The sequence below is a fragment of the Candidatus Thiodiazotropha endolucinida genome (assembly GCF_001715975.1).
In the GTDB taxonomy this organism is placed as follows: domain Bacteria; phylum Pseudomonadota; class Gammaproteobacteria; order Chromatiales; family Chromatiaceae; genus Thiodiazotropha; species Thiodiazotropha endolucinida.
The window spans coordinates 58,312-78,488 of the sequence record NZ_MARB01000004.1 but is presented as its reverse complement, the minus strand read 5'-3'; the positions used below and the strand labels follow the sequence as shown (position 1 = coordinate 78,488).

The window sequence follows — 20,177 nt, the reverse complement described above, 5'->3', positions numbered from 1 at the left end:
CAAAATTAGAATGCAGACGATCATTGTGACCGGCGGAGCCGGTTTCATCGGCGGAAATTTTGTGCATCACCTTTTGAGCAAACAGGACGTTCAGGTGGTAAATCTCGATGCACTCACCTATGCGGGCAACCTGGATACGCTCCAGGCAATCATGAAGGATCCCCGTCACCATTTCATTCAGGGAAAGATACAGGACAGGGAGTTGGTCACAGGTCTGTTCGAACGCTTCAAACCTGTTGCAATTGTCAACTTCGCGGCCGAAAGTCATGTGGATCGCTCCATTGACGGACCGGAGGAATTTATCGATACCAACATTGGCGGTACCTTTAACCTGCTGGAGTGCGCACGCACCTATTGGGCTGGTTTGGCGCCTGACGAGGCCGAGGCATTTCGCTTCCTGCATGTCTCCACTGACGAGGTATATGGTTCTCTGGGCGATGAAGGGAAATTTACTGAAACCACTTCCTATGCGCCGAACTCTCCCTACTCAGCCTCCAAGGCGGCGTCGGATCATCTGGTGCGTGCTTGGTACCACACCTATGGCATGCCGGTGCTTACGACTAACTGTTCCAACAATTACGGTCCCTATCAATTCCCAGAAAAATTGATCCCGCTTTTTATCCAAAAGGCGCTGGCGGGGGAGGATCTGCCGATCTATGGGGATGGCAGTAATGTGCGGGATTGGCTCTATGTGGAGGATCACTGCAGGGCGATCTGGCGGGTGCTTGAGGCGGGCAAGCCAGGTGAGGTCTATAACGTGGGCGGTAACAACGAGATGAGTAACCTTGAAGTGATTGAGATGCTCTGCGCACTGTTGGATGAACTGGTGCCCGATTCACCCTTCAGGCCCCACACTCAATTGAAAAAATTTGTCAAAGACCGACCGGGACACGACCAACGCTATGCCATCGATGCGACAAAACTGCATCATGAGCTGGGATGGACGCCGGATGAGACCTTTGCAACAGGTCTGAAAAAGACAGTCTCCTAGTATCTCAACAATGAGACTTGGTGTCAAAGGGTAATGGACGGCAGTTACCGCGGCGAGCGCTTGGGGCAGGGATAATGTCGGATAAACAGGTTAAAAAGGGTATTATTCTGGCCGGTGGTTCGGGAACCCGTCTTCATCCACTCACCCTGACTATCTCGAAACAGCTGTTGCCTGTCTATGACAAGCCGATGATCTACTACCCGCTTACGACATTGATGTTGGCGGGAATCAGAGAGATTCTTATCATCACCACGCCACAGGATGCCACCTTGTTCAAGGGGCTGCTGGGTGATGGAAGTCAGTGGGGTATAACCATCCAGTATGCGGTACAACCAGAGCCCGGAGGATTGGCCCAGGCCTTTATCATTGGAAGGGATTTCGTCGCCGGCGAGCCTTGTTGTTTGATTCTTGGCGACAACATTTACTATGGACAAGGCTTGGTGGATTCACTGAAACGTGCTGCTGCAATGACCACTGGGGCAACAGTTTTTGGTTATTGGGTCAAGGATCCGGAACGCTATGGCGTGGTTGAGTTTGGTCAGGATGGCCAGGTAATCGGCATCGAAGAGAAACCGGCTGATCCTAAATCCAATTATGCGGTTACCGGACTCTATTTCTATGATGAGCAGGTCACCGAACTGGCGGCTTCACTGAAACCATCCAAACGAGGTGAACTGGAGATCACAGACCTCAACAAACGCTATCTAGAGCAGGGTTCGCTGCAGTTGGAGAAGATGGGACGTGGTATCGCCTGGCTCGATACCGGGACCCATGAGAGTCTCATTCAAGCCAGTAATTTTATCGAGACCATTGAGTTAAGGCAGGGATTGAAGATAGCCTGTCCGGAAGAGATTGCATTCAGTCAGGATTGGATCGACATCACGGCGCTAAAGCGTATGGGTGATGCGCTGAGTAAGAATGGTTATGGGCAATATCTGCTCAGTTTATGTGAGAGAAAGATGTAGCTATGGATGTGACACCGACAAAGATCCCTGAAGTAGTGCTGCTGAACCCCCAGCGTTTTGGCGATCAACGGGGATGGTTTATGGAGAGCTGGCAGGCTGAACGTTATGAACAACTGGGTGTGCCCAGGGGGTTTGTGCAGGATAATCAGGCCTATTCCCAAAAGGGCGTATTACGCGGCCTGCATATCCAGAATCCCTATGGCCAGGGCAAGCTGGTGCAGGTTATCCGGGGCGAGGTGTTCGATGTGGCTGTGGATGTGCGTCAGGGATCGCCCTGGTTCGGTCAATGGGTCGGCGTACACCTGTCGGAAACAAACCACCATCAGCTCTACGTACCTGTTGGATTTGCTCATGGCTATCTGGTATTGAGTGAGGATGCGATCTTCACCTATAAATGCACTGACTACTATCATCCTGAAACACAGTTTTCCATACGTTGGGATGACCCGCAGATCGGCATCGAGTGGCCAGGGACGTTAAGCCCGGTGCTGGCTGAAAAGGACCGTAGTGCCCCGTTATTGAGTGAGATCCCCGAGGAGCAGCTGCCGCATTATCAACTTGACAGGCAATCAACAGCATGATTGACAACAAACCGAAGGTACTTCTTCTGGGTAGCGATGGTCAGGTAGGCTGGGAGCTGCAGCGCGCGCTGGGTGTGATAAGCGAGGTTGTCAATACAACCCTCTCCGGACAGGGTGGCTTGCAGTTGGATCTGCTGGATGCCAAGGCCGTTAGGGAAACTGTCGGACAGATTGAGCCCGATTACATCATCAATGCAGCGGCCCATACGGCGGTGGACACGGCTGAAACCGAGGTCGATCTCTCCCGCCGGTTGAATGCTGATGCGCCTGAATTGCTTGGCCAACTGGCCGCGGAACTGGGCGCCAAAGTAATCCACTACTCGACCGATTTTGTCTTTTCAGGTACCAGCGACAAGCCATACAGGGAAGAGGATGCGGCAACACCACTCAGTGTCTATGGCCAGACCAAGTTGGAGGGTGAGCAACGACTTCTGGCGACAGGTGCCGATGCCCTGGTGTTGCGCACCAGCTGGGTATACGGCAATTATGGTCATAATTTCATGCTGACCATGATGCGCCTGTTCAGGGAAAAGGGGCAGCTTTCAGTGGTGGATGATCAGATCGGCGCACCAACCTGGAGCCGGATGATTGCTGAAGCCACCGCGCAGATCGTGCATCAACTGCGAATGTCTGCTGAAGGGACAGCCCCGCAACTGGGTCTCTATCACATGACCGCGGCAGGTGAAACCAGTTGGTTTGGCTTTGCACAGAGCATTTTGGAATTGATGGATGTCTCGTGCAACGTGCAGCCGACCTCGACGGAGAACTATCCGACACCCGCGAAACGTCCTGCCTATTCTGTGCTCGACAACAGCAAACTTAATCAGGCGTTTGGTCTGCAGCTGCCCGATTGGCATGATTCGTTACAGCAGTGCATGGCTGATCGATTAACCTGACTGGTCAACGAGCTCAAGGCCAGGCGGGGTAGTCAGGCTTGATTGTGGGGTTGGTGGTAGGCTTATGCATTCTTTCCCCAGGTCATATGTTGAATGGCTGAATACTCATAAAATCAAAGCTTTACTCTGGTTTTTTGGTGCCGGACAAGGCATTGCTCGATCTTATGATGGCATGAGACAATAGGCGGACACCCATTGATGGAAAAATGTAAGCCCAGGGATTATAGAACGGATGTATGAAAAGTTTTATGGATTAACCGAGAAGCCATTCAGCCTGCTCCCGGATCCCGAATTTTTGGTATTAGGTAAAAAGCATGGCGCCGCTTATACCGCATTGGAGTATGGCCTGGTCAGCCAGGCGGGCTTTACCGTGGTTACAGGCGAGGTCGGTAGTGGCAAGACTACCCTGATTCGTCACTTGCTCAATCAGCTTGATGAAGACATTACCGTTGGACTCGTCAGCAGCAGTCATCACGACATGGGGGAGTTGCTGCAATGGTTGCTTTTTGCCTTTAACCTCGATTACAGGGAAACACAAAAAGTCGGCCTGTACGATCTCTTCACCCAGTTTCTTATCGACCAGTACGCCAACAATAAAAGAACCGTGCTGATCATAGACGAGGCGCAGAATCTTCAACCTGATGTGCTGGAGGAGCTGCGACTGCTATCCAATATCAATGCGGACAAGCACCAGGTACTACAGATAATCCTGGTGGGGCAACCGCAGCTTCGGTCGCTGCTCAAACATAGGGATCTGCTCCAGTTTCAGCAGCGTATTTCGGTGGATTACCATCTTCAAGCACTGAATGAAGATGAGACGCGATACTATATCTTTCAGCGTCTCAAGTTTGCCGGGCGTAACAAGCCGTTGTTCACCCGCAATGCGATAAATCTTATCTATAAGACCAGTCATGGCATCCCGCGTATCATCAATACTCTTTGCGATACCTCGCTTGTGTATGGGTTCGCCGATCAGAAACTGCTGTTGGATAGCGCCCTGGTCGCCAAAGTACTGAAGGATAAGCATGCTGCCGTAGAACAGCCTGACGAGACGCCTGCGGCTCAAGGCACGCATCCATTCAATCAACAACCATCCGTTGCATCGGAACATCAACAGTCAGCTGCCGATATCAACGATCACAGAATCACCAGCTTCAATCGTAAGTCTGCAAAACTGCTTTTTAAAAAATACTACAACAAGAAATAGCATCCACTGCAGGCTGTGATATGCTGCAGATTGTCTATATCGGTCTATGGCCTGCACCATATCCCTGAAAATCGCCTAATATTGCTTACTCATGATCTCAATTTTTCAATCAGACTGAGTAATTATCGATAGATATGAATAATAAGAACCTCTCTATCGCCACGCTGATGGAACAATCGGGTGTGAAGTTTGGCACCAGCGGCGCCCGCGGTCTGGTGGATGCAATGACGGATCGGATCTGTTTTGCTTACACCTGCGCCTTTCTCAATTATCTGAATGCCGAGGGCATGATCTCAACGGGTGATTCCGTGGCTTTTGCAGGTGATCTTCGTTCAAGCACACCACGAATCATGGCGGCGGTTTGCAAGGCGGCCATCGAGTGCGGATACAAACCGGTCAATTGCGGTTTTATACCTTCACCGGCGATTGCGTTGTACGGTCTGCATCAGGGCATAGCGACCATCATGGTGACCGGTAGCCATATCCCTGATGACCGTAACGGAATCAAATTCAACAGGCCGGATGGCGAGATTCTGAAACAGGATGAAGCGGGGATTCGGCAACAGCTGATCGTGCTTGATGAATCCCTGTTTGCTGGGGATCGGTTTGTACAATCACCACAGCTACCTGAGGTGGATGATTCGGCCAGTGAGTTCTATGTACAACGGTATCTGAACTGCATCGGGCATGATGCGCTATCAGGCCTGTATGTGGGTGTGTATGAACATTCCGGTGTGGCCCGTTCCCTGTTGGTGCGGATCCTTGAGGGGTTGGGGGCCAGGGTTATCCGTTTAGGGTTTTCCAATACCTTTGTACCGGTCGACACGGAAGCCATCAGATCAGAGGATGTAGCGCTGGCACAACGATGGTCCAAGGAACATGCCCTCGATACTATCGTTTCCACCGATGGTGATGGTGATCGACCCCTGATAAGCGATGAACATGGTCAATGGCTGCGTGGTGACATTGCCGGTATTCTCTGTGCCGACTATCTGAAAGCCAACTGGGTCGTGACCCCTGTCAGCAGTAACAGTGCGCTTGAGTTATCGGATAAATTCGCCGGTGTAAAACGTACCCGAATAGGCTCGCCTTTTGTTATCGAGGCGATGCAGTCCCTGTTGCGGCAAGGCAGGAAAGCGGTGGTTGGCTATGAGGCCAACGGCGGATTTCTCACTGCCGACAGCCTGCTGCTTAATGGTGGTGAACTTGAACCGTTGCCTACCCGCGATGCCATGATTGTTATCCTGACCATACTGCTGCATGCGAAACAACAAGGTTTGAGGGTATCGGGATTAGTCCGGCAACTGCCGCCTCGTTATACCTACAGTGATCGGTTAAAGGCATTTCCCACCGAGCTCAGCCAGCGTATGTTGGCGCGTTTTCGAACAGGTGAGCCCGCCGCCGATAAACAGACTGTTGAGGATGAGTTCAAGAACACATTCGGCGGCGTTTCAACAATAGATCATACCGATGGTGTGCGTATTACCTTTTTCGATGGTGATATCGTGCACATAAGGCCATCAGGGAACGCGCCTGAAATGCGTTGTTATACTGAATCTGTCAGCGAGGCGCGAGCACAAGAAATGAATAAAATCTGCATAAACCTTCTCGAAGGTTGGAGAACACGATGATTATCCCTGTCATTTTATCAGGTGGATCGGGAACCCGGCTGTGGCCCCTCTCAAGAAGCGCCTATCCCAAGCAGTTTATTCCGCTCACCGATGAAAAATCCCTCTTTCAGCAGACGTTGGAGCGTATGTCAGGCATATCTGGTGCAGGGGATGCGCTAATTGTCTGCAATGAGGAGCATCGGTTTATGGTTGCGGAACAGATGCGCCAACTCAATATAACGTCGCTTGGTATTATGTTGGAACCGATCGGTAGAAATACTGCACCTGCCATCGCCTGTGCCGCACATTACGCCTTATCAAAGGACAAGGATGCAGTGTTGGTGGTAACGCCTTCCGACCATGTAATTCGAGATAATAGGCAATTCGTGGCGGCGATGTCGCAAGGCTTAGAGCGTGTGGATGACGGTAGCCTGGTAACATTCGGGATTGTGCCCGATAAACCTGAAACCGGTTACGGCTATATCCGCAAGCAGGATACATCCTTATCTTCCGGGGCCTTCCCGGTTGCAGAGTTTGTTGAGAAACCCGATCTGGAAACGGCGAAAGGCTATCTGGCCTCGGGTGATTTCTATTGGAACAGCGGGATGTTCGTGTTCCGTGCCGATGCCTATCTGCAGGAGCTTGAACAGTTCCATCCTGATATCCTGCAGGCTACCATCCGGGCATGCGAGCTGATAAAAACCGACTTGGACTTTCTACGTCTCGACAAGGAGGCCTTTAACGCCTGTCCCGCGAAATCGATTGATTACGCGGTGATGGAGAAGACGGCGAAATCTGTAGTCGTTCCCATGGATGCCGGTTGGAGCGATGTAGGGTCTTGGTCGGCTTTGGCGGATGTCTCGGTGGAGGAGGGAAACAATGGCAATGTGCTTCAGGGCGATGTGCTGATAAAAGGGGTCAGCAACAGCTATTTGCGCAGCGAGAACCGGATGATCGCCGGTATTGGCCTTGATAATGTGATCGTCGTTGAAACCGCTGATGCGGTCCTGGTAGCGGATAAATCTCATGTCCAGGATGTAAAAGGGATTGTGGAGGAGTTGAAGGCCTCAGGCAGATGCGAGTACATCAGTCATGTCAGGGTTTATCGGCCGTGGGGAAACTACGAGACGGTGGATGAGTGCGATCGATTCAAGGTCAAACGCATTGTCGTCAATCCAGGCGCCAGTCTCTCACTGCAGCAACACCATCATCGGGCAGAGCATTGGGTGGTCGTCAAGGGTACGGCGCAAATCACTAAAGGGGAGAAGGAGATCTTACTGACAGAGGATCAGTCGGTTTATATCCCGTTAGGCACCAAACATCGATTGACCAATCCCGGTTTGATCCCGCTTGAGATCGTCGAGGTACAGACCGGCAGTTATCTGGGCGAGGACGATATTGTCAGATTTTCGGATGAGTATGGCAGGGACAACTGCTGATGCAATCGCCCATGGCATGTGATCATTGCAAATTGAGGATATTACCTTATTATAAGTTACTTATATCCCGATCTGCCCATATGCCATGAAGACCGCTTTTCTGACTAAAAAAGTGGCCATTCACCTGTAAAAGGGAAGAGAAAATCGGTTTGATTAGGACACTGCACGCTAGCCGTTTGCTTTAGTCAGGGTGAGGTGTGCGTTAGTGTGTGAAATTAATCACAAAGTTACTTTTTTGCCCCAATATTGACATTTGATCTTCAGCAAGTCTTAAGATTTGTTTAGTAGTTTCAATCCCGCCTAATGTACGAGAAAAGACTACCTGGAGGCGAATATGAACTACGTGAAACTCTTCGCTATCTCGTCCGATGATCGACGTGACTACTATGAAAAAAAGATCTCTGAGCACACGCCGCCGATTAACGAACACGACAGGGAAATGATTCGTATGTATCAGCGTTTTCTGGATGTGAACAAATTGGAGAATGTACTGATCAGCCATCACTAACTTTTTTCAAACGCATGATGGCATGATTGTCGATCGTCCTATATCGTGCTGATTGCGACGGATTGAATGGTAGGCTAGAGTCTGACCAAGCGGGCAAGTGTGATACTCGGAATTTGTGCGGCAGTTGGCGGAATATCCGATTGATGGGCCACGGGTATTCCAGTCATTCCGCCTCATCGTTGACGAAACTACAATGCGGTTGTTTATACCAACCGTACAAGTAAGGCCGGCATGGATCCCTGGATACCCTGGATTGATAGATTATTGAAGGGTATGTTGAGATCGTCCCACCTGGACCATAGAAGCATGATGCTGGACCATCAACCAGCCACCCTCGAACTTTTGATAGACATTGGTGGCCAATATCAATGCGTATGCCTCATCACCGGTTGAAATCTCCTCGGTCACAAGGTGTACCGCCAGGTCGCCCGAGAGCGCAGTTTTAACCACTTTGTATCTTATATCTGGACGCTGTGCACCACTAAAGATATTCGACCAGCTATGCACTATCTTTTCATGGCCGACAATTGCGCCGGCGCCGGGATGGATGCAGACCACGTCCCCATCGGCCCACAGTGCCGCCATCAATTGCTGATCACAACGCATAAAGGCCTCGTAATAGATGATCTCAGCCTCATCCGGCGTTCTCAGTTCCAGTTTATTGCCTATCATGTTCTTCCTGTTTATGTGCTGTATACATTCGAACAATCAAAGAAGTTGCGTTCGATAGAACTCGTTACTTTCTGCAAACCGCATGGGCAACCCGACAAGTAGCTACTGGATAATTGCAAACAGGCTGCTGACATGCTGAAATCGCTGACGGTTTAATCGAGCCACTGTCGGCGAGTCATCTGTATAGAGAGCTGTATGTGGTGGCATTCAAATTATTATCCGATTTCCCCTTACAGATAATCACACCCATCCTGTGAGCACGAGTGTCTTACCCCAAAAATGCCGCTGACATTTGCTGAGGTGACAATGAAACTACACTGTAATGTGTAAACTATGGGGCAGTTTCAATGGACTGTGTAGCATAAAATATAGAAACAAAAAAACCCGCTTTGTACGGGGGTATGACCATTATCGATTATAGTTAGATGGTGATTTGGTGGAGGCGGGCGGATTTGAACCGCCGTCCGTGAGTCCTCTGCCCAGAGTTCTACATGCTTAGCCCTGTCTATTGTATTTAACCGGTCACTACCCGATGGGCAGGGTATGTGACAAGCGATCCCGGTAAGGTTTTAACATCTCCGCCCCGGACAAGCTTCGATGCGATCCTATGAGATATGACGCCTGAAAAGCTGGACGCATAGGCACGGCTCCAGTCAGACGGCACCCTACTGGGTATTAAGCAGCGAGTGCGTAGTTGTCGTCGTTGGCAACTATAAGTTTGCAGTTGGATTTACGAGGTACTCTGCACCTCGGCATGCACTTTAGGTTTTGCAACCCCCGTCGAAGCCTACGTCGCCCCCATACGGTAAGTGGATAGACATTATAAGTGAGTGGTTAGTTCCTTGTATACCATAGAGACAGAATCCTAACCTTTCTTGAACAGGCGCTCTTTTTCCCGTTTCCAGTCACGATCTTTTTCCGTGGTGCGCTTATCGTGCATTTTCTTGCCCTTGGCAAGACCGATCTCCAGCTTCGCCAAGCCCTTTTTCCAATACATGGCTGTGGGTACCAGGGTGTAGCCTTTTCGCTCAACCAGACCGATAAGCTTGTTCAACTCACTGCGGTGGAGTAGTAGTTTCCTGGTGCGGGTCGGGTCCGGGTGGATGTGGGTGGATGCAGTGCTCAGTGGGACGATATGGGCGCCAAACAGGAAGGCCTCACCCTCTTTGATGGTGATATAGCTCTCCTTGATCTGTACCCGACCCTCGCGCAGGCTTTTCACCTCCCAACCCTGCAAGGCAATACCCGCCTCATAGCGCTCTTCGATGAAAAAGTCATGGTTGGCTTTTTTGTTCAGCGCGATCGTGGCGCCACCGGAATTTTTCTTTTTCGCTTTTTTAGCCATGCGGTCATTTTAATCGTGACGGGAGGTTCTCACCAGAGGCGGCTTGTTAAACGATGGTATTTTACGGAAAATGGTGCACTTTCATGCGTATAGCATGGTGTTGATTGTGCGTTATATGCGATAGGCAAGGCGGGTTTCATGGCTGAAAGACAATCCATCCACGGTCAATGGTCCTCAAGACTGATCTTTATTCTTGCTGCAACCGGTTCGGCCGTTGGGCTGGGTAATGTCTGGAAGTTCCCTTATATAACAGGTGAAAACGGCGGTGGCGCATTTGTCATCATCTACCTGCTCTGTATCGCTGTGGTGGGCATTCCGATAATGATGGCGGAAGTCATGCTGGGTCGACGGGGCAGGCAGAGCCCGATCAACACCATGACCACCCTCAGTGCGGAAGAGGGTGCCAGCAGGGAGTGGTCTCTGGTCGGATGGAGCGGTGTGCTGGCCGGTTTTTTGATCCTTTCATACTACAGCGTGATAGCCGGATGGGCACTCGCTTATGTCGTCAGGGCGGCCACTGGGGGATTCGGCGGGGTTGATGCAAGTGGCGTTCAGAGCCTGTTCAACGATTTGGTGGGGGATCCCGAGCGCCTCATGGCCTGGCACACGCTGTTTATGCTGATGACCATGTTCGTAGTGGCCAAAGGAGTCAAGGCGGGCCTGGAAAAGGCTGTGACCTATCTGATGCCCGCACTCTTTATCTTGCTGGTTGTGTTGGTCGGTTATGCCATGAATACTGGCTTTTTCACCCAGGGACTCGATTTTCTCTTCACTCCCGATTTCTATAAATTGCTGCACAGCTGTCAGGTTGTGGATGGTGTGGAGCAGTGTGAGGTAAGCGGCAGTCCCATATTGGTCGCCATGGGGCATGCCTTTTTCACCCTCAGTCTGGGCATGGGGGCCATCATGGTTTATGGTTCATATATGCCGAAAAAGGCTTCGATTGCCGGTTCGGCCATCTTGATTGGTCTGCTCGACACCCTGGTGGCATTGGTGGCCGGAATGGCCATATTCCCAATCGTATTTGCCAACGGTCTGGAGCCGGGGGCCGGCCCCGGCTTGATCTTCCAGACCCTGCCTATCGCATTCGGCGCCATGCCCGGCGGGCAGTTTTTTGGCACACTCTTCTTTGTGCTGCTTGTGTTTGCGGCCTGGAGTTCGGCTATCTCGCTGATTGAGCCTGCCGTCGCCTGGCTGGTCGAGAACCGCAATATGACCCGGATCAGGGCGGCTGTATGGTTGGGCTTGGTGACATGGGTTCTGGGTCTTGGAACGGTATTCTCATTCAATATCTGGTCAGATGTTAAATTTTTCGATAAGACCTTCTTTGACCTGCTCGACTACCTGACGGCCAACATTATGCTGCCTCTGGGCGGTTTGCTGATAGCGATATTCAGCGGTTGGCTGATGAAAAAGGAATCCAGCCGCGATGAGTTTGCCATGCGGCCCGCCGGGTATAGTATCTGGTGGACGCTTATTCGATACATTTCACCCCTGGCGGTGATCGTGGTCTTTCTCAACGCCATAGGAATACTCTGAAGGTGCCGGTTGTCAGTAAGAGCGCGTTGGTGCTTCACTCCGCACAACAGATGTATGATTTGGTCTGTGACTTCGAGGCATACCCGGATTTCCTTCCCTGGTGCAGCGACAGCCGGTTGATCTCCCGTACGGCGGAAAAGCTGTGTGGTGAGCTCGAGGTCTCGCGGGTTGGGATACGACAGCGTTTTGCCACCTGTAATTATTTGGTGGAAAACGAAAAGATGGATATTGAGTTATTGGAAGGTCCGTTTCGCAAGCTGCATGGCGGTTGGCAGTTTACCGAGCTCCAGCCCGGGGCCTGTAAAGTGGAGCTGTTGCTGGAATTTGAGTTTGCCGGAAAATTGATCGATGCCGCATTCGGCCGTGTTTTCAGTCAGGTTGCCAATTCCCTGGTAGATGCTTTCTGCAAACGTGCCGATGAGGTCTACGGAAACGGTGTGAAATGATATTTGAAGTTGCATACGGCAAGCTTGATGAACAGGCGTTATTATCGATCGAATCGGCAGAGCCGTTAACGGCTGAACAGGCCATTGAAGCCTCAGGAATCCTGCAGATGTTTCCAGAGATCGATCTCAAGGCAAACAAGATTGGGATCTTCGGCAAGGCAGCAAAACTCGATACGGTCTTGAGTGAAGGTGATCGTGTGGAGATCTACCGTCCACTGATCGCCGACCCGAAAGAGGCCCGCAAGAAACGCGCGGCGGAAGGGAAAGTGATGCGCAAAGGTAGTGGGCAGAAAAAGTAGAGCCTCGGCATTGTGACTGGCTGTTAGTGAACACCAATCACCAATGATAACCGTATACTGGCATTCATGTTTTTTCGAGCCCGAGCCCTATCGGATTTGGCGATCGCCAGGGCCGGATCTACTCATCTTTGCCGAAACCCAGCGAGTGCCAGAGTCTTTCCAATATACCCAGATCACCATCGTAATCGGGTACATTGACAAGCAGCTCCTTTTTCTCCAGATTGGAATCGCTGTCACTGGCGGGTTCGATATCTCCACCGAAACGAGACAGCCGGTCACCCTCGAAGTAGAGGCTGTAATGTTTGATCTCCATGGGTTCGTTACGTCGCTTGACGGTGAACAGATAGTCCCAGCGTTGTTGATGAAAGACATCGATCAACATCGGTGTGCCGAGGGCGTATCGCACCTGGCGTTTACTCATTCCGGGTTCCAGTAAGGCAACCATCTCAGGCGTGATGATGTTCCCTTGCTCGATGTCCGGCGAGTGGACCAGAGAGAACTCCTCCCAGGAGCTGCAGCCTGTGAGCATGGGCAGGAGTGAGAAAATGATGATGAGAATCTTTTTCATTACGAGTACAATCCGAAAGCAGCCACAATATTAACGCATTCACAGCGAATCAGCAGCCCTGTTTTTTGGCTGGAGAACTTGGATGGATAACCAGGATATACGTAAAGCCGGTCTCAAAGTCACGCTCCCCAGGGTCAAGATCCTGGAGCTGCTTGAAAACTGCGATCAGCGCCATGTCAGTGCTGAAGATGTCTATAAGCTACTCCTGGACAATGGAGAGGAGATCGGCCTGGCTACTGTCTATAGGGTTTTGACCCAATTCGAGAGCGCAGGCTTGGTCACACGTCACAATTTCGAGGGCGGCCATGCGGTGTTCGAGCTCGAGCGGGGCGGCCATCATGATCACATGGTCTGCGTGGTCTGTGGCAAAGTGGAGGAGTTTATCGACCCCACCATCGAGAAGAGACAGCACGAAATCGCCAAAAAACATGGCTTCGAGATGGTGGATCACTCACTGATCATCTATGGCCACTGCGGCAATCCCAAATGTAATGTGGGTTGAGTGCTGACCGGCTTCAGTTAATTTGGGCCGGATGCCATGTTTATCATCTCCTGGGCATGTGCCAGGGTCTGTTCCGTGATCTGAACACCGCCAAGCATCCGTGCGATCTCCTGAATCCGCTCTTCCTCCCGGAGTTTGGCAATCGCAGTCCAGGTGGTCTTTTTTTGGGTCGTCTTCAGCACCTGGAAATGGTGCATGGCCTGGGCGGCAACCTGTGGCAGATGGGTAACACAGAGGATTTGCCGATTGTCGGCAAGGGTACGTAACATCTGACCGACGATTTCGGCCACTCCACCACCGATACCCACATCCACCTCATCGAACACCAGGGTGGGGGTTGAGCCACAGCGGATGGTGGCAACCTGAATGGCGAGACTGATGCGTGAAAGCTCACCGCCTGATGCGACTTTGCTCAACGGCTGAAGAGGCATGCCCGGATTGGCGGATACCATAAACTCCACCTGTTCGAAGCCGTTGGCGGTGGCCTGGTCTTGCTGCAGTTCACGCAGCAAGACCTTAAACTTACCCCCAGGCATCCCCAGTTTTTGCATCGCCTGTGAGATCTCGCCGCTGAGGCGTTGCGCCACATCTTTGCGTTTTACGCTGAGTTCTCTCCCCAGTTCCAGATAGGCATCGCGTTGTTGTTCCACAATCCGCGTCAGTTCCGCCAATTCAACCTCACTGTTTTCCAGTGATTTCAGGTCCTCCTCGATATGGGACAGTTTATCTGTCAACTGTTGCGGTTTGACACGATATTTTCGCGCCATGTCGTGAATCGCGCTCAATCGTTCCTCCAGCTGCTGCAGGCCTGCGGAATCGAGCTCCAAATCATTCAGATAATTTCGCAGTGACGCCAGGGTCTCATCCACCTGGATCAAGGCACTGTCAAGCAACTGTTGCGGTTCACTGAGGGTCTCGTCGAGCTGCGCCGCTTCGGAGAGACGTTCCACATAGCTGGAGAGTCTGCTGCGCATGGCCTGCTGCTCATCATCCAATCCGTTGATGATTGCCCTGCAGGTATCAGCCAATTGCTCTTGATGGCTCAGTCGTCTGTGCTCGTGTTCCAGGTTGAGCCATTCGTCGAGTGAGAGATTGAGACTGTTCAATTCATTGGCCTGATATCTCAGCAGATCCAGGCGGGAAGCCCGCTCCTCAGCCGCGTCGGTCAGGCTCTCTAACCTGTTCAATTCCGATTGATAGCGCCGATACTGCTGTGCGAGCTGTTGTGCCAGTTCGAGCAGCCCACCATAGGCATCCAGCAATCTGCGCTGATGGCTGTTCTTGAGCAGGGATTGGTGGGCGTGCTGTCCATGTATCTCCACCAAATGGGAACCCAGTTCCTGTAACTGTTGCAGGGGAACATTGCGGCCGTTGATGTAAGCCCTGGAGCGACCCTGCCGATTGAGGCTACGCCGCAAGATACACTCATCCGCCTCGTCAAGCTCCTGATGCTTCAGCCATTCCGAAGCCTCCGGAAGATTTTTCAAGTCGAAGACGGCGGTGACTTCAGTGCGATCGCTGTCGGCCCTGATCAGGCTGTTGTCGGCGCGTTCGCCAAGCGCCAGCCCCAATGCATCGATTAATATGGATTTTCCTGCCCCCGTCTCGCCGGTAAGCGCAGTCAAGCCACCCAGCAGTTCCAGCTCCATACTGGATACTATCGCCAGATTGCGGACCTGTATCTCAATCAGCATCGATTGTTTTTCGGGTTTTCCGACCAGCCCAATTTGGCGCGCAGAATACTGTAATAGTCATAGCCCTGTGGATGAATCAGACGCACCTGGTGCACGGCCTTGCGGATCTTGATCACCTCTCCGGGCATTGCAGGGAAGGTAGCCTGACCGTCACAGGTAATCTGCACATCCTCAGTGTGAGCCGGGTGGAGATGAATTTCAATCGTACTGTCACCATCCACCACAATCGGGCGATTACTCAAGGTGTGGGGACAGATGGGTACCATCACTACGGCATTCAGTGTGGGATAGAGCAGGGGACCGCCACCGGAGAGGGCATAGGCCGTGGATCCGGTCGGGGTGGAAACGATCAGTCCGTCGGAGCGCTGGTCATTGACCAGTTGATCATCCACGTAGGTCTCGAATTCGATCATACGGGCAATATTCCATTTGTGCAGTACCACATCATTGAACGCGAGGATATTTTGATGGGGTGAGGATTCATCGCCCATGCTGACTTCCAGCAGGAAGCGGCACTCCTGCTCATATTGACCGTTAAGAATCTCCTCAAGCTTGGCTGTCATCTGGTCGGGTGACAAATCAACCAAAAAACCGAGCCGGCCCAGATTGATGCCCAGGATAGGAATATTCTGACTGGCGAGCACCCGGGCTGCATGCAGCAGCGTACCGTCACCACCGACTACGATGACCAGATCACTGTGGCTTGCCAGTTCAATTTGAGGGACGCTGGTGAGCGGTTTCCCCTTCAGAAGGCGGCAGGTGGCCTCTTCGAATATAACCTCCTTGTTCTGGGATAGCAGAAACTCATACAGCGTAAGCAGCGTCTCTTTGACCGTGGGGTCGCCATGCTTGCCGATTAATCCAATTTTTTGGAAGCGTGTGTATCTGCTATCTGACATCGAATTAAAATCGTGTAAGGCTTGACCGGTACGGATTAGGCATAGGGATACGCAACGTTAGCATGCCGATAGGGGCAATCCAAGCATCCCATATCCAGCATCGCAATGCTTGACTACCCAGATGTGAGTTGCTAATTTCCTTATCAATTGGCACTCATTTGGATAGAGTGCTAACAACGGTTCCGGAGATTCCCATAGGTGGCAAACAAATCGGTCAGTGATAGCGTTGTCAACGAGCGTGCCCAGCACTTCCTCAAGGCGCTGATCGAGCGCTATATCCGCGATGGCCAGCCTGTGGGTTCCCGTACCCTGGCGAAAGATACCGGCCTTGATCTCAGTCCCGCCACAATCCGCAATGTGATGGCCGATCTGGAAGATTTGGGTCTGGTCTCATCTCCCCACACCTCTGCAGGCAGGGTACCCACAATAACCGGATACCGGATGTTCATCGACTCGTTGTTGACGGTGCAAAATCTTAATAATCAGGAGGTTGAGAGGATACGAAAGGAACTTATGGTAGGGGGGGAGGAGAGTAGTGATGTCTTGAAATCCGCCTCCAAACTCCTCTCCGGTGTCACCCATATGGCGGGCGTGGTGACCCTGATCCGTAAGGACAAGAACAACTTTCGCCAGATTGAGTTTCTTCCTCTCTCCGATCGCCGGGTACTTGCCATTCTTGTCACCGAAGACGGTGAGGTACACAACCGGATTCTGCATACTCACCGTGACTTCACACGCGCAGAACTCGATCAGGCCGCCAATTTCCTTAACAAATCCTTCGCCGGATACGAGATGCAACTGGTGCGTCAGCGGGTATTACAGCAACTTAACGATGCTCGAGACCATTTTGACCAGGTCATGACCCAGGCACTGACCATGGCGGGTGAGATGGTCAATGCCAGCGAAACCAAAGAGGACTGCGTCATCGCCGGCCAGACAAACTTGATGGAGTTTGCCGAACTATCCGGTCTCGAGCAGCTTCGGAAGCTGTTCGATGCCTTTACAGAAAAGAGAGAGATTTTACATCTGCTGGACCAGTTCCTGGATGCCGAAGGAGTGCAGATCTTCATCGGCGAAGAGTCGGGGTATCAACTGCTCAATGGGTGTTCAGTGGTCACCGCTCCCTACCAAGTCAATGAAGAGGTGGTCGGTGTATTGGGTGTCATCGGGCCTACCCGCATGAATTACGAACGTGTCATTCCGGTGGTGGATATCACGGCAAAAATTCTCGGCGCCGTATTGAAAAAACACTGATCATCCCCATTTACAGAGGATTGTACGCCGTAGGGCGTAATCCTGTTCCATCCATATAGAGGTCAAACGAAGTGATTGAAAAGGATCAAGCGCAAAATCAAGCAGAAGCCGTAGATGAGACGGAAGCAGCTGAAGCTGGACCGGAAAGCGAGCATGAGACAACCGAAGAGGTAGATAATTTTCAAGAGGATCAACAAGAGCTGACCAAACTGCTGGAAGATGCGCGGGCCAAGGCGGATGATCACTGGGATCAGCTGATGAGAACCCGTGCGGAACTGGAAAACTTCCGCAAGCGTAACCAACGGGACCTGGAAAATGCGCATAAATTTGCGCTGGAGAAATTCTCCATGGATCTACTTCAGGTGTGGGACAGTCTTGAGTTGGGCCATCAAGCCGCCCAGGATGAGCTGGTCGACGTGGACAAACTTCGTGAAGGCACCGAACTGACCCTGAAACTCCTGGTTGATGTCATGCAAAAGCATGGTATCGAGCAGGTTGATCCCGATGGTGAGCCGTTCAATCCGGAATTTCATCAGGCGATGTCGATACAGGAGCGCGATGATGTTGCACCCAATACCGTCGTGGCCGTCGTACAAAAAGGCTATCTGCTGAACAGCCGTTTGCTGCGTCCGGCGATGGTGATGGTCTCCAAAGCCGGATCCGGGGCGGCGATAGACGAAGAGGCTTGAATCGCGGCTACTTGACCCCACATTAGGGACAGTCAGCAAAGAATTACATATTTTCAATACAAGATTTCGGAGACACAAACATCATGGGTAAGATCATCGGTATCGATCTGGGAACCACCAACTCCTGCGTAGCAGTGATGGAGGGGAGTTCCACGAAAGTGATTGAAAACAGCGAGGGTGACCGCACCACGCCTTCCATTATTGCCTATGCCAATGATGGTGAGATCCTGGTCGGTCAGTCCGCCAAGCGTCAGGCTGTGACTAATCCGCAAAATACCCTGTTTGCCATTAAGCGTCTGATTGGAAGGATGTTTAACGATGATGTGGTGCAGCGCGATGTGGACATGGTGCCCTACAAAATCGTCAAAGCGGACAATGGTGACGCCTGGGTTGAGGTGAATGGCAAGAAGATGGCACCGCCGGAGATCTCCGCCAAGATCCTGCAGAAGATGAAAAAGACCGCTGAAGACTACCTGGGCGAAGAGGTGAAAGAGGCGGTTATCACTGTGCCGGCCTATTTCAACGATTCCCAGCGTCAGGCGACCAAGGACGCCGGTCGTATCGCCGGCCTGGATGTGAAACGCATAATCAATGAACCGACAGCCGCGGCGCTGGCTTACGGCATGGACAAAAAGCGGGGTGATCAGACCCTGGCGGTCTATGACCTGGGCGGCGGCACCTTCGATATCTCTATCATTGAAATCGCAGAAATCGATGGCGAGCATCAATTCGAGGTACTCTCCACCAATGGTGACACTTTCCTCGGTGGTGAAGATTTCGATATGCGTGTCATCGACTACTTGGTGGATGAGTTCAAGAAGGATCAGGGTTTTGATCTGCGGAACGATCCCCTGGCACTGCAGCGCCTGAAAGAGGCGGCTGAGAAGGCCAAGATCGAGCTGTCATCCAGCCAGCAGACCGATATCAACCTGCCCTATATCACGGCAGATGCGAGTGGTCCCAAGCATCTGAACATTAAGCTGAACCGCTCAAAGTTGGAATCCCTGGTGGAAGATCTGGTGACACGCACCATCGAACCCTGCAAGATTGCCCTGAAGGATGCCGGGATTACAGCCTCCAAGATTGATGAGGTGATCCTGGTCGGTGGTCAGACCCGGATGCCTAAGGTACAAGAGGCGGTGAAGGAGTTCTTTGATAAAGAACCTCGCAAGGATGTCAACCCGGATGAGGCTGTCGCCATTGGCGCCGCGATCCAAGGCGGTGTACTGGGCGGTGATGTCAAAGATGTACTGCTTCTCGATGTGACCCCGCTCTCCCTCGGTATCGAAACCCTGGGTGGCGTGATGACCAGGCTGATTGAGAAGAATACCACCATTCCCACCAGCGCCTCGCAGGTATTCTCCACGGCGGACGACAATCAGACGGCGGTAACCGTGCATGTATTGCAGGGTGAACGCGAACAGGCGGGGGCCAATAAATCCCTGGGACGCTTCGATCTGAGCGATATCCCGCCTGCGCCGAGAGGGGTACCGCAGATCGAAGTCAGCTTCGACATCGATGCCAACGGCATTCTTAATGTCTCCGCCAAGGACAAGGCGACCGGCAAGGAACAGTCGATCGTCATCAAGGCCTCTTCCGGACTGAGTGACGATGAAGTCGATCGTATGGTCAAGGATGCTGAAGCCCACGCGGATGAGGACCGAAAGTTCCACGAACTGATCGGCGCCCGCAACCAGGCTGATACCATGATTCACGCCACCAAGAAATCGATGGAAGAGTTGGGCGAGGATAAGCTTGAAGCCGGTGAAAAGGAGGCGATCGAGGGTGCAATCAAGGATCTCGAAGAGGTTATGAAAGGCGACGACAAGGATGCCATCGAAGCAAAGACCAAGGTGCTGGCGGAGGCCTCCGGTAAGATGGCGGAGCGGCTCTACGCGCAGAAGGGTGCAGAGGGAGAGGCCGCTGACGCGGGTGCGTCTGGGGCGGAAGCATCCTCTGATGCTGCCGGGGATGATGTTGTCGACGCTGAGTTCGAAGAGGTTAAGGACAACAAAAACTAATCAAGGATTCCAGTCCTGCAAACCGTGCATCGGCAGCCCTGCCGATGTGCGG

General features: G+C 52.0%; 19 protein-coding genes, 1 other RNA gene and 1 pseudogene. 15 read left to right on the top strand and 6 right to left on the bottom strand.

Annotated features, from left to right (window positions below; genetic code table 11):
- The first annotated feature begins 10 nt into the window (after positions 1–10).
- The 8 genes and pseudogenes from rfbB to CODIS_RS20845 all read left to right on the top strand — a co-directional run bounded on the left by rfbB (position 11) and on the right by CODIS_RS20845 (position 8,197).
- Positions 11–1,066, top strand: a pseudogene (rfbB, locus tag CODIS_RS04180) (dTDP-glucose 4,6-dehydratase).
- The gene (gene rfbA, locus CODIS_RS04175) at positions 1,066–1,956 is read left to right on the top strand and encodes a glucose-1-phosphate thymidylyltransferase RfbA (protein WP_069121633.1); all 891 of its coding nucleotides are present in this window, start codon (positions 1,066–1,068) and stop codon (positions 1,954–1,956) included. The pseudogene rfbB and the gene rfbA overlap by 1 nt, the downstream one beginning before the upstream one ends.
- A 2-nt stretch (positions 1,957–1,958) precedes the next feature.
- Positions 1,959–2,537, top strand: a complete 579-nt coding sequence (gene rfbC / locus CODIS_RS04170; protein WP_069121632.1) for a dTDP-4-dehydrorhamnose 3,5-epimerase — start codon at positions 1,959–1,961, stop codon at positions 2,535–2,537.
- Positions 2,534–3,433 carry a dTDP-4-dehydrorhamnose reductase gene (gene rfbD / locus CODIS_RS04165; protein ID WP_069121630.1) on the top strand — a complete coding sequence of 300 codons (900 nt, stop codon included), beginning with the start codon at positions 2,534–2,536 and terminating at the stop codon, positions 3,431–3,433. Before rfbC ends, rfbD begins: the two co-directional genes overlap by 4 nt.
- A 232-nt stretch (positions 3,434–3,665) precedes the next feature.
- Entirely contained in the window at positions 3,666–4,640 is a 975-nt protein-coding gene (locus CODIS_RS04160; RefSeq protein ID WP_069121628.1) for an ExeA family protein, read from the top strand.
- A 134-nt stretch (positions 4,641–4,774) separates the two neighbouring features.
- On the top strand, positions 4,775–6,271 hold the full coding sequence (locus CODIS_RS04155; protein WP_069121626.1) for a phosphomannomutase: 1,497 nt from the start codon (positions 4,775–4,777) through the stop codon (positions 6,269–6,271).
- Positions 6,268–7,689: a mannose-1-phosphate guanylyltransferase/mannose-6-phosphate isomerase gene (locus CODIS_RS04150; RefSeq protein WP_069121623.1), complete on the top strand. Its 1,422-nt coding sequence runs from the start codon at positions 6,268–6,270 to the stop codon at positions 7,687–7,689. Before CODIS_RS04155 ends, CODIS_RS04150 begins: the two co-directional genes overlap by 4 nt.
- Positions 7,690–8,023: 334 nt before the next feature.
- Entirely contained in the window at positions 8,024–8,197 is a 174-nt protein-coding gene (locus CODIS_RS20845; RefSeq protein WP_154723002.1) for a hypothetical protein, read from the top strand.
- Positions 8,198–8,458: 261 nt separating this feature from the next.
- Here CODIS_RS20845 and CODIS_RS04145 read toward each other — a convergent pair whose 3' ends face one another.
- From CODIS_RS04145 to smpB, 3 genes are all read right to left on the bottom strand, one after another.
- Positions 8,459–8,869: a YybH family protein gene (locus CODIS_RS04145; RefSeq protein ID WP_069121622.1), complete on the bottom strand. Its 411-nt coding sequence runs from the start codon at positions 8,867–8,869 to the stop codon at positions 8,459–8,461.
- A 434-nt stretch (positions 8,870–9,303) separates the two neighbouring features.
- Positions 9,304–9,669, bottom strand: a transfer-messenger RNA (tmRNA) gene (gene ssrA, locus CODIS_RS04140).
- Positions 9,670–9,734: 65 nt separating this feature from the next.
- The gene (gene smpB, locus CODIS_RS04135; RefSeq protein ID WP_069121621.1) at positions 9,735–10,214 is read right to left on the bottom strand and encodes an SsrA-binding protein SmpB; all 480 of its coding nucleotides are present in this window, start codon (positions 10,212–10,214) and stop codon (positions 9,735–9,737) included.
- A gap of 138 nt (positions 10,215–10,352) precedes the next feature.
- Here smpB and CODIS_RS04130 point away from each other — a divergent pair, with 138 nt between their 5' ends.
- The 3 genes from CODIS_RS04130 to CODIS_RS04120 are packed head-to-tail and all read left to right on the top strand — an operon-like array spanning position 10,353 to position 12,498.
- Positions 10,353–11,753: a sodium-dependent transporter gene (locus CODIS_RS04130; RefSeq protein ID WP_069121619.1), complete on the top strand. Its 1,401-nt coding sequence runs from the start codon at positions 10,353–10,355 to the stop codon at positions 11,751–11,753.
- Positions 11,754–11,755: 2 nt separating this feature from the next.
- Positions 11,756–12,199: a type II toxin-antitoxin system RatA family toxin gene (locus CODIS_RS04125; RefSeq protein ID WP_069121616.1), complete on the top strand. Its 444-nt coding sequence runs from the start codon at positions 11,756–11,758 to the stop codon at positions 12,197–12,199.
- The gene (locus tag CODIS_RS04120) at positions 12,196–12,498 is read left to right on the top strand and encodes an RnfH family protein (protein WP_069121613.1); all 303 of its coding nucleotides are present in this window, start codon (positions 12,196–12,198) and stop codon (positions 12,496–12,498) included. The genes CODIS_RS04125 and CODIS_RS04120 overlap by 4 nt, the downstream gene beginning before the upstream one ends.
- A gap of 118 nt (positions 12,499–12,616) precedes the next feature.
- Here the strand turns inward: CODIS_RS04120 and CODIS_RS04115 are convergent, their stop codons facing one another.
- Positions 12,617–13,066 (bottom strand): outer membrane protein assembly factor BamE, encoded by a 450-nt coding sequence (locus CODIS_RS04115; protein ID WP_069121610.1) that lies wholly within the window; start codon positions 13,064–13,066, stop codon positions 12,617–12,619.
- 82 nt (positions 13,067–13,148) lie between these two features.
- Here CODIS_RS04115 and fur point away from each other — a divergent pair, with 82 nt between their 5' ends.
- On the top strand, positions 13,149–13,568 hold the full coding sequence (fur, locus tag CODIS_RS04110) for a ferric iron uptake transcriptional regulator (RefSeq protein WP_069121607.1): 420 nt from the start codon (positions 13,149–13,151) through the stop codon (positions 13,566–13,568).
- A 17-nt stretch (positions 13,569–13,585) separates the two neighbouring features.
- Here the strand turns inward: fur and recN are convergent, their stop codons facing one another.
- Both recN and CODIS_RS04100 read right to left on the bottom strand, forming a co-directional pair.
- Complete coding sequence (recN, locus tag CODIS_RS04105) at positions 13,586–15,262, bottom strand: DNA repair protein RecN (protein WP_069121604.1); 1,677 nt, start codon at positions 15,260–15,262, stop codon at positions 13,586–13,588.
- Complete coding sequence (locus CODIS_RS04100) at positions 15,256–16,161, bottom strand: NAD(+) kinase (protein ID WP_069121598.1); 906 nt, start codon at positions 16,159–16,161, stop codon at positions 15,256–15,258. The genes recN and CODIS_RS04100 overlap by 7 nt, the downstream gene beginning before the upstream one ends.
- A 198-nt stretch (positions 16,162–16,359) precedes the next feature.
- On the opposite strand from CODIS_RS04100, the gene hrcA reads away from it, so the two are divergent.
- From hrcA to dnaK, 3 genes are all read left to right on the top strand, one after another.
- Positions 16,360–17,415: a heat-inducible transcriptional repressor HrcA gene (hrcA, locus tag CODIS_RS04095; protein WP_069121595.1), complete on the top strand. Its 1,056-nt coding sequence runs from the start codon at positions 16,360–16,362 to the stop codon at positions 17,413–17,415.
- Positions 17,416–17,489: 74 nt separating this feature from the next.
- On the top strand, positions 17,490–18,104 hold the full coding sequence (gene grpE / locus CODIS_RS04090; protein WP_417903653.1) for a nucleotide exchange factor GrpE: 615 nt from the start codon (positions 17,490–17,492) through the stop codon (positions 18,102–18,104).
- A gap of 83 nt (positions 18,105–18,187) precedes the next feature.
- A complete protein-coding gene (dnaK, locus tag CODIS_RS04085; protein WP_069121589.1) occupies positions 18,188–20,125 on the top strand; it encodes a molecular chaperone DnaK in 1,938 nt (645 codons plus the stop codon).
- Positions 20,126–20,177: the final 52 nt, after the last annotated feature.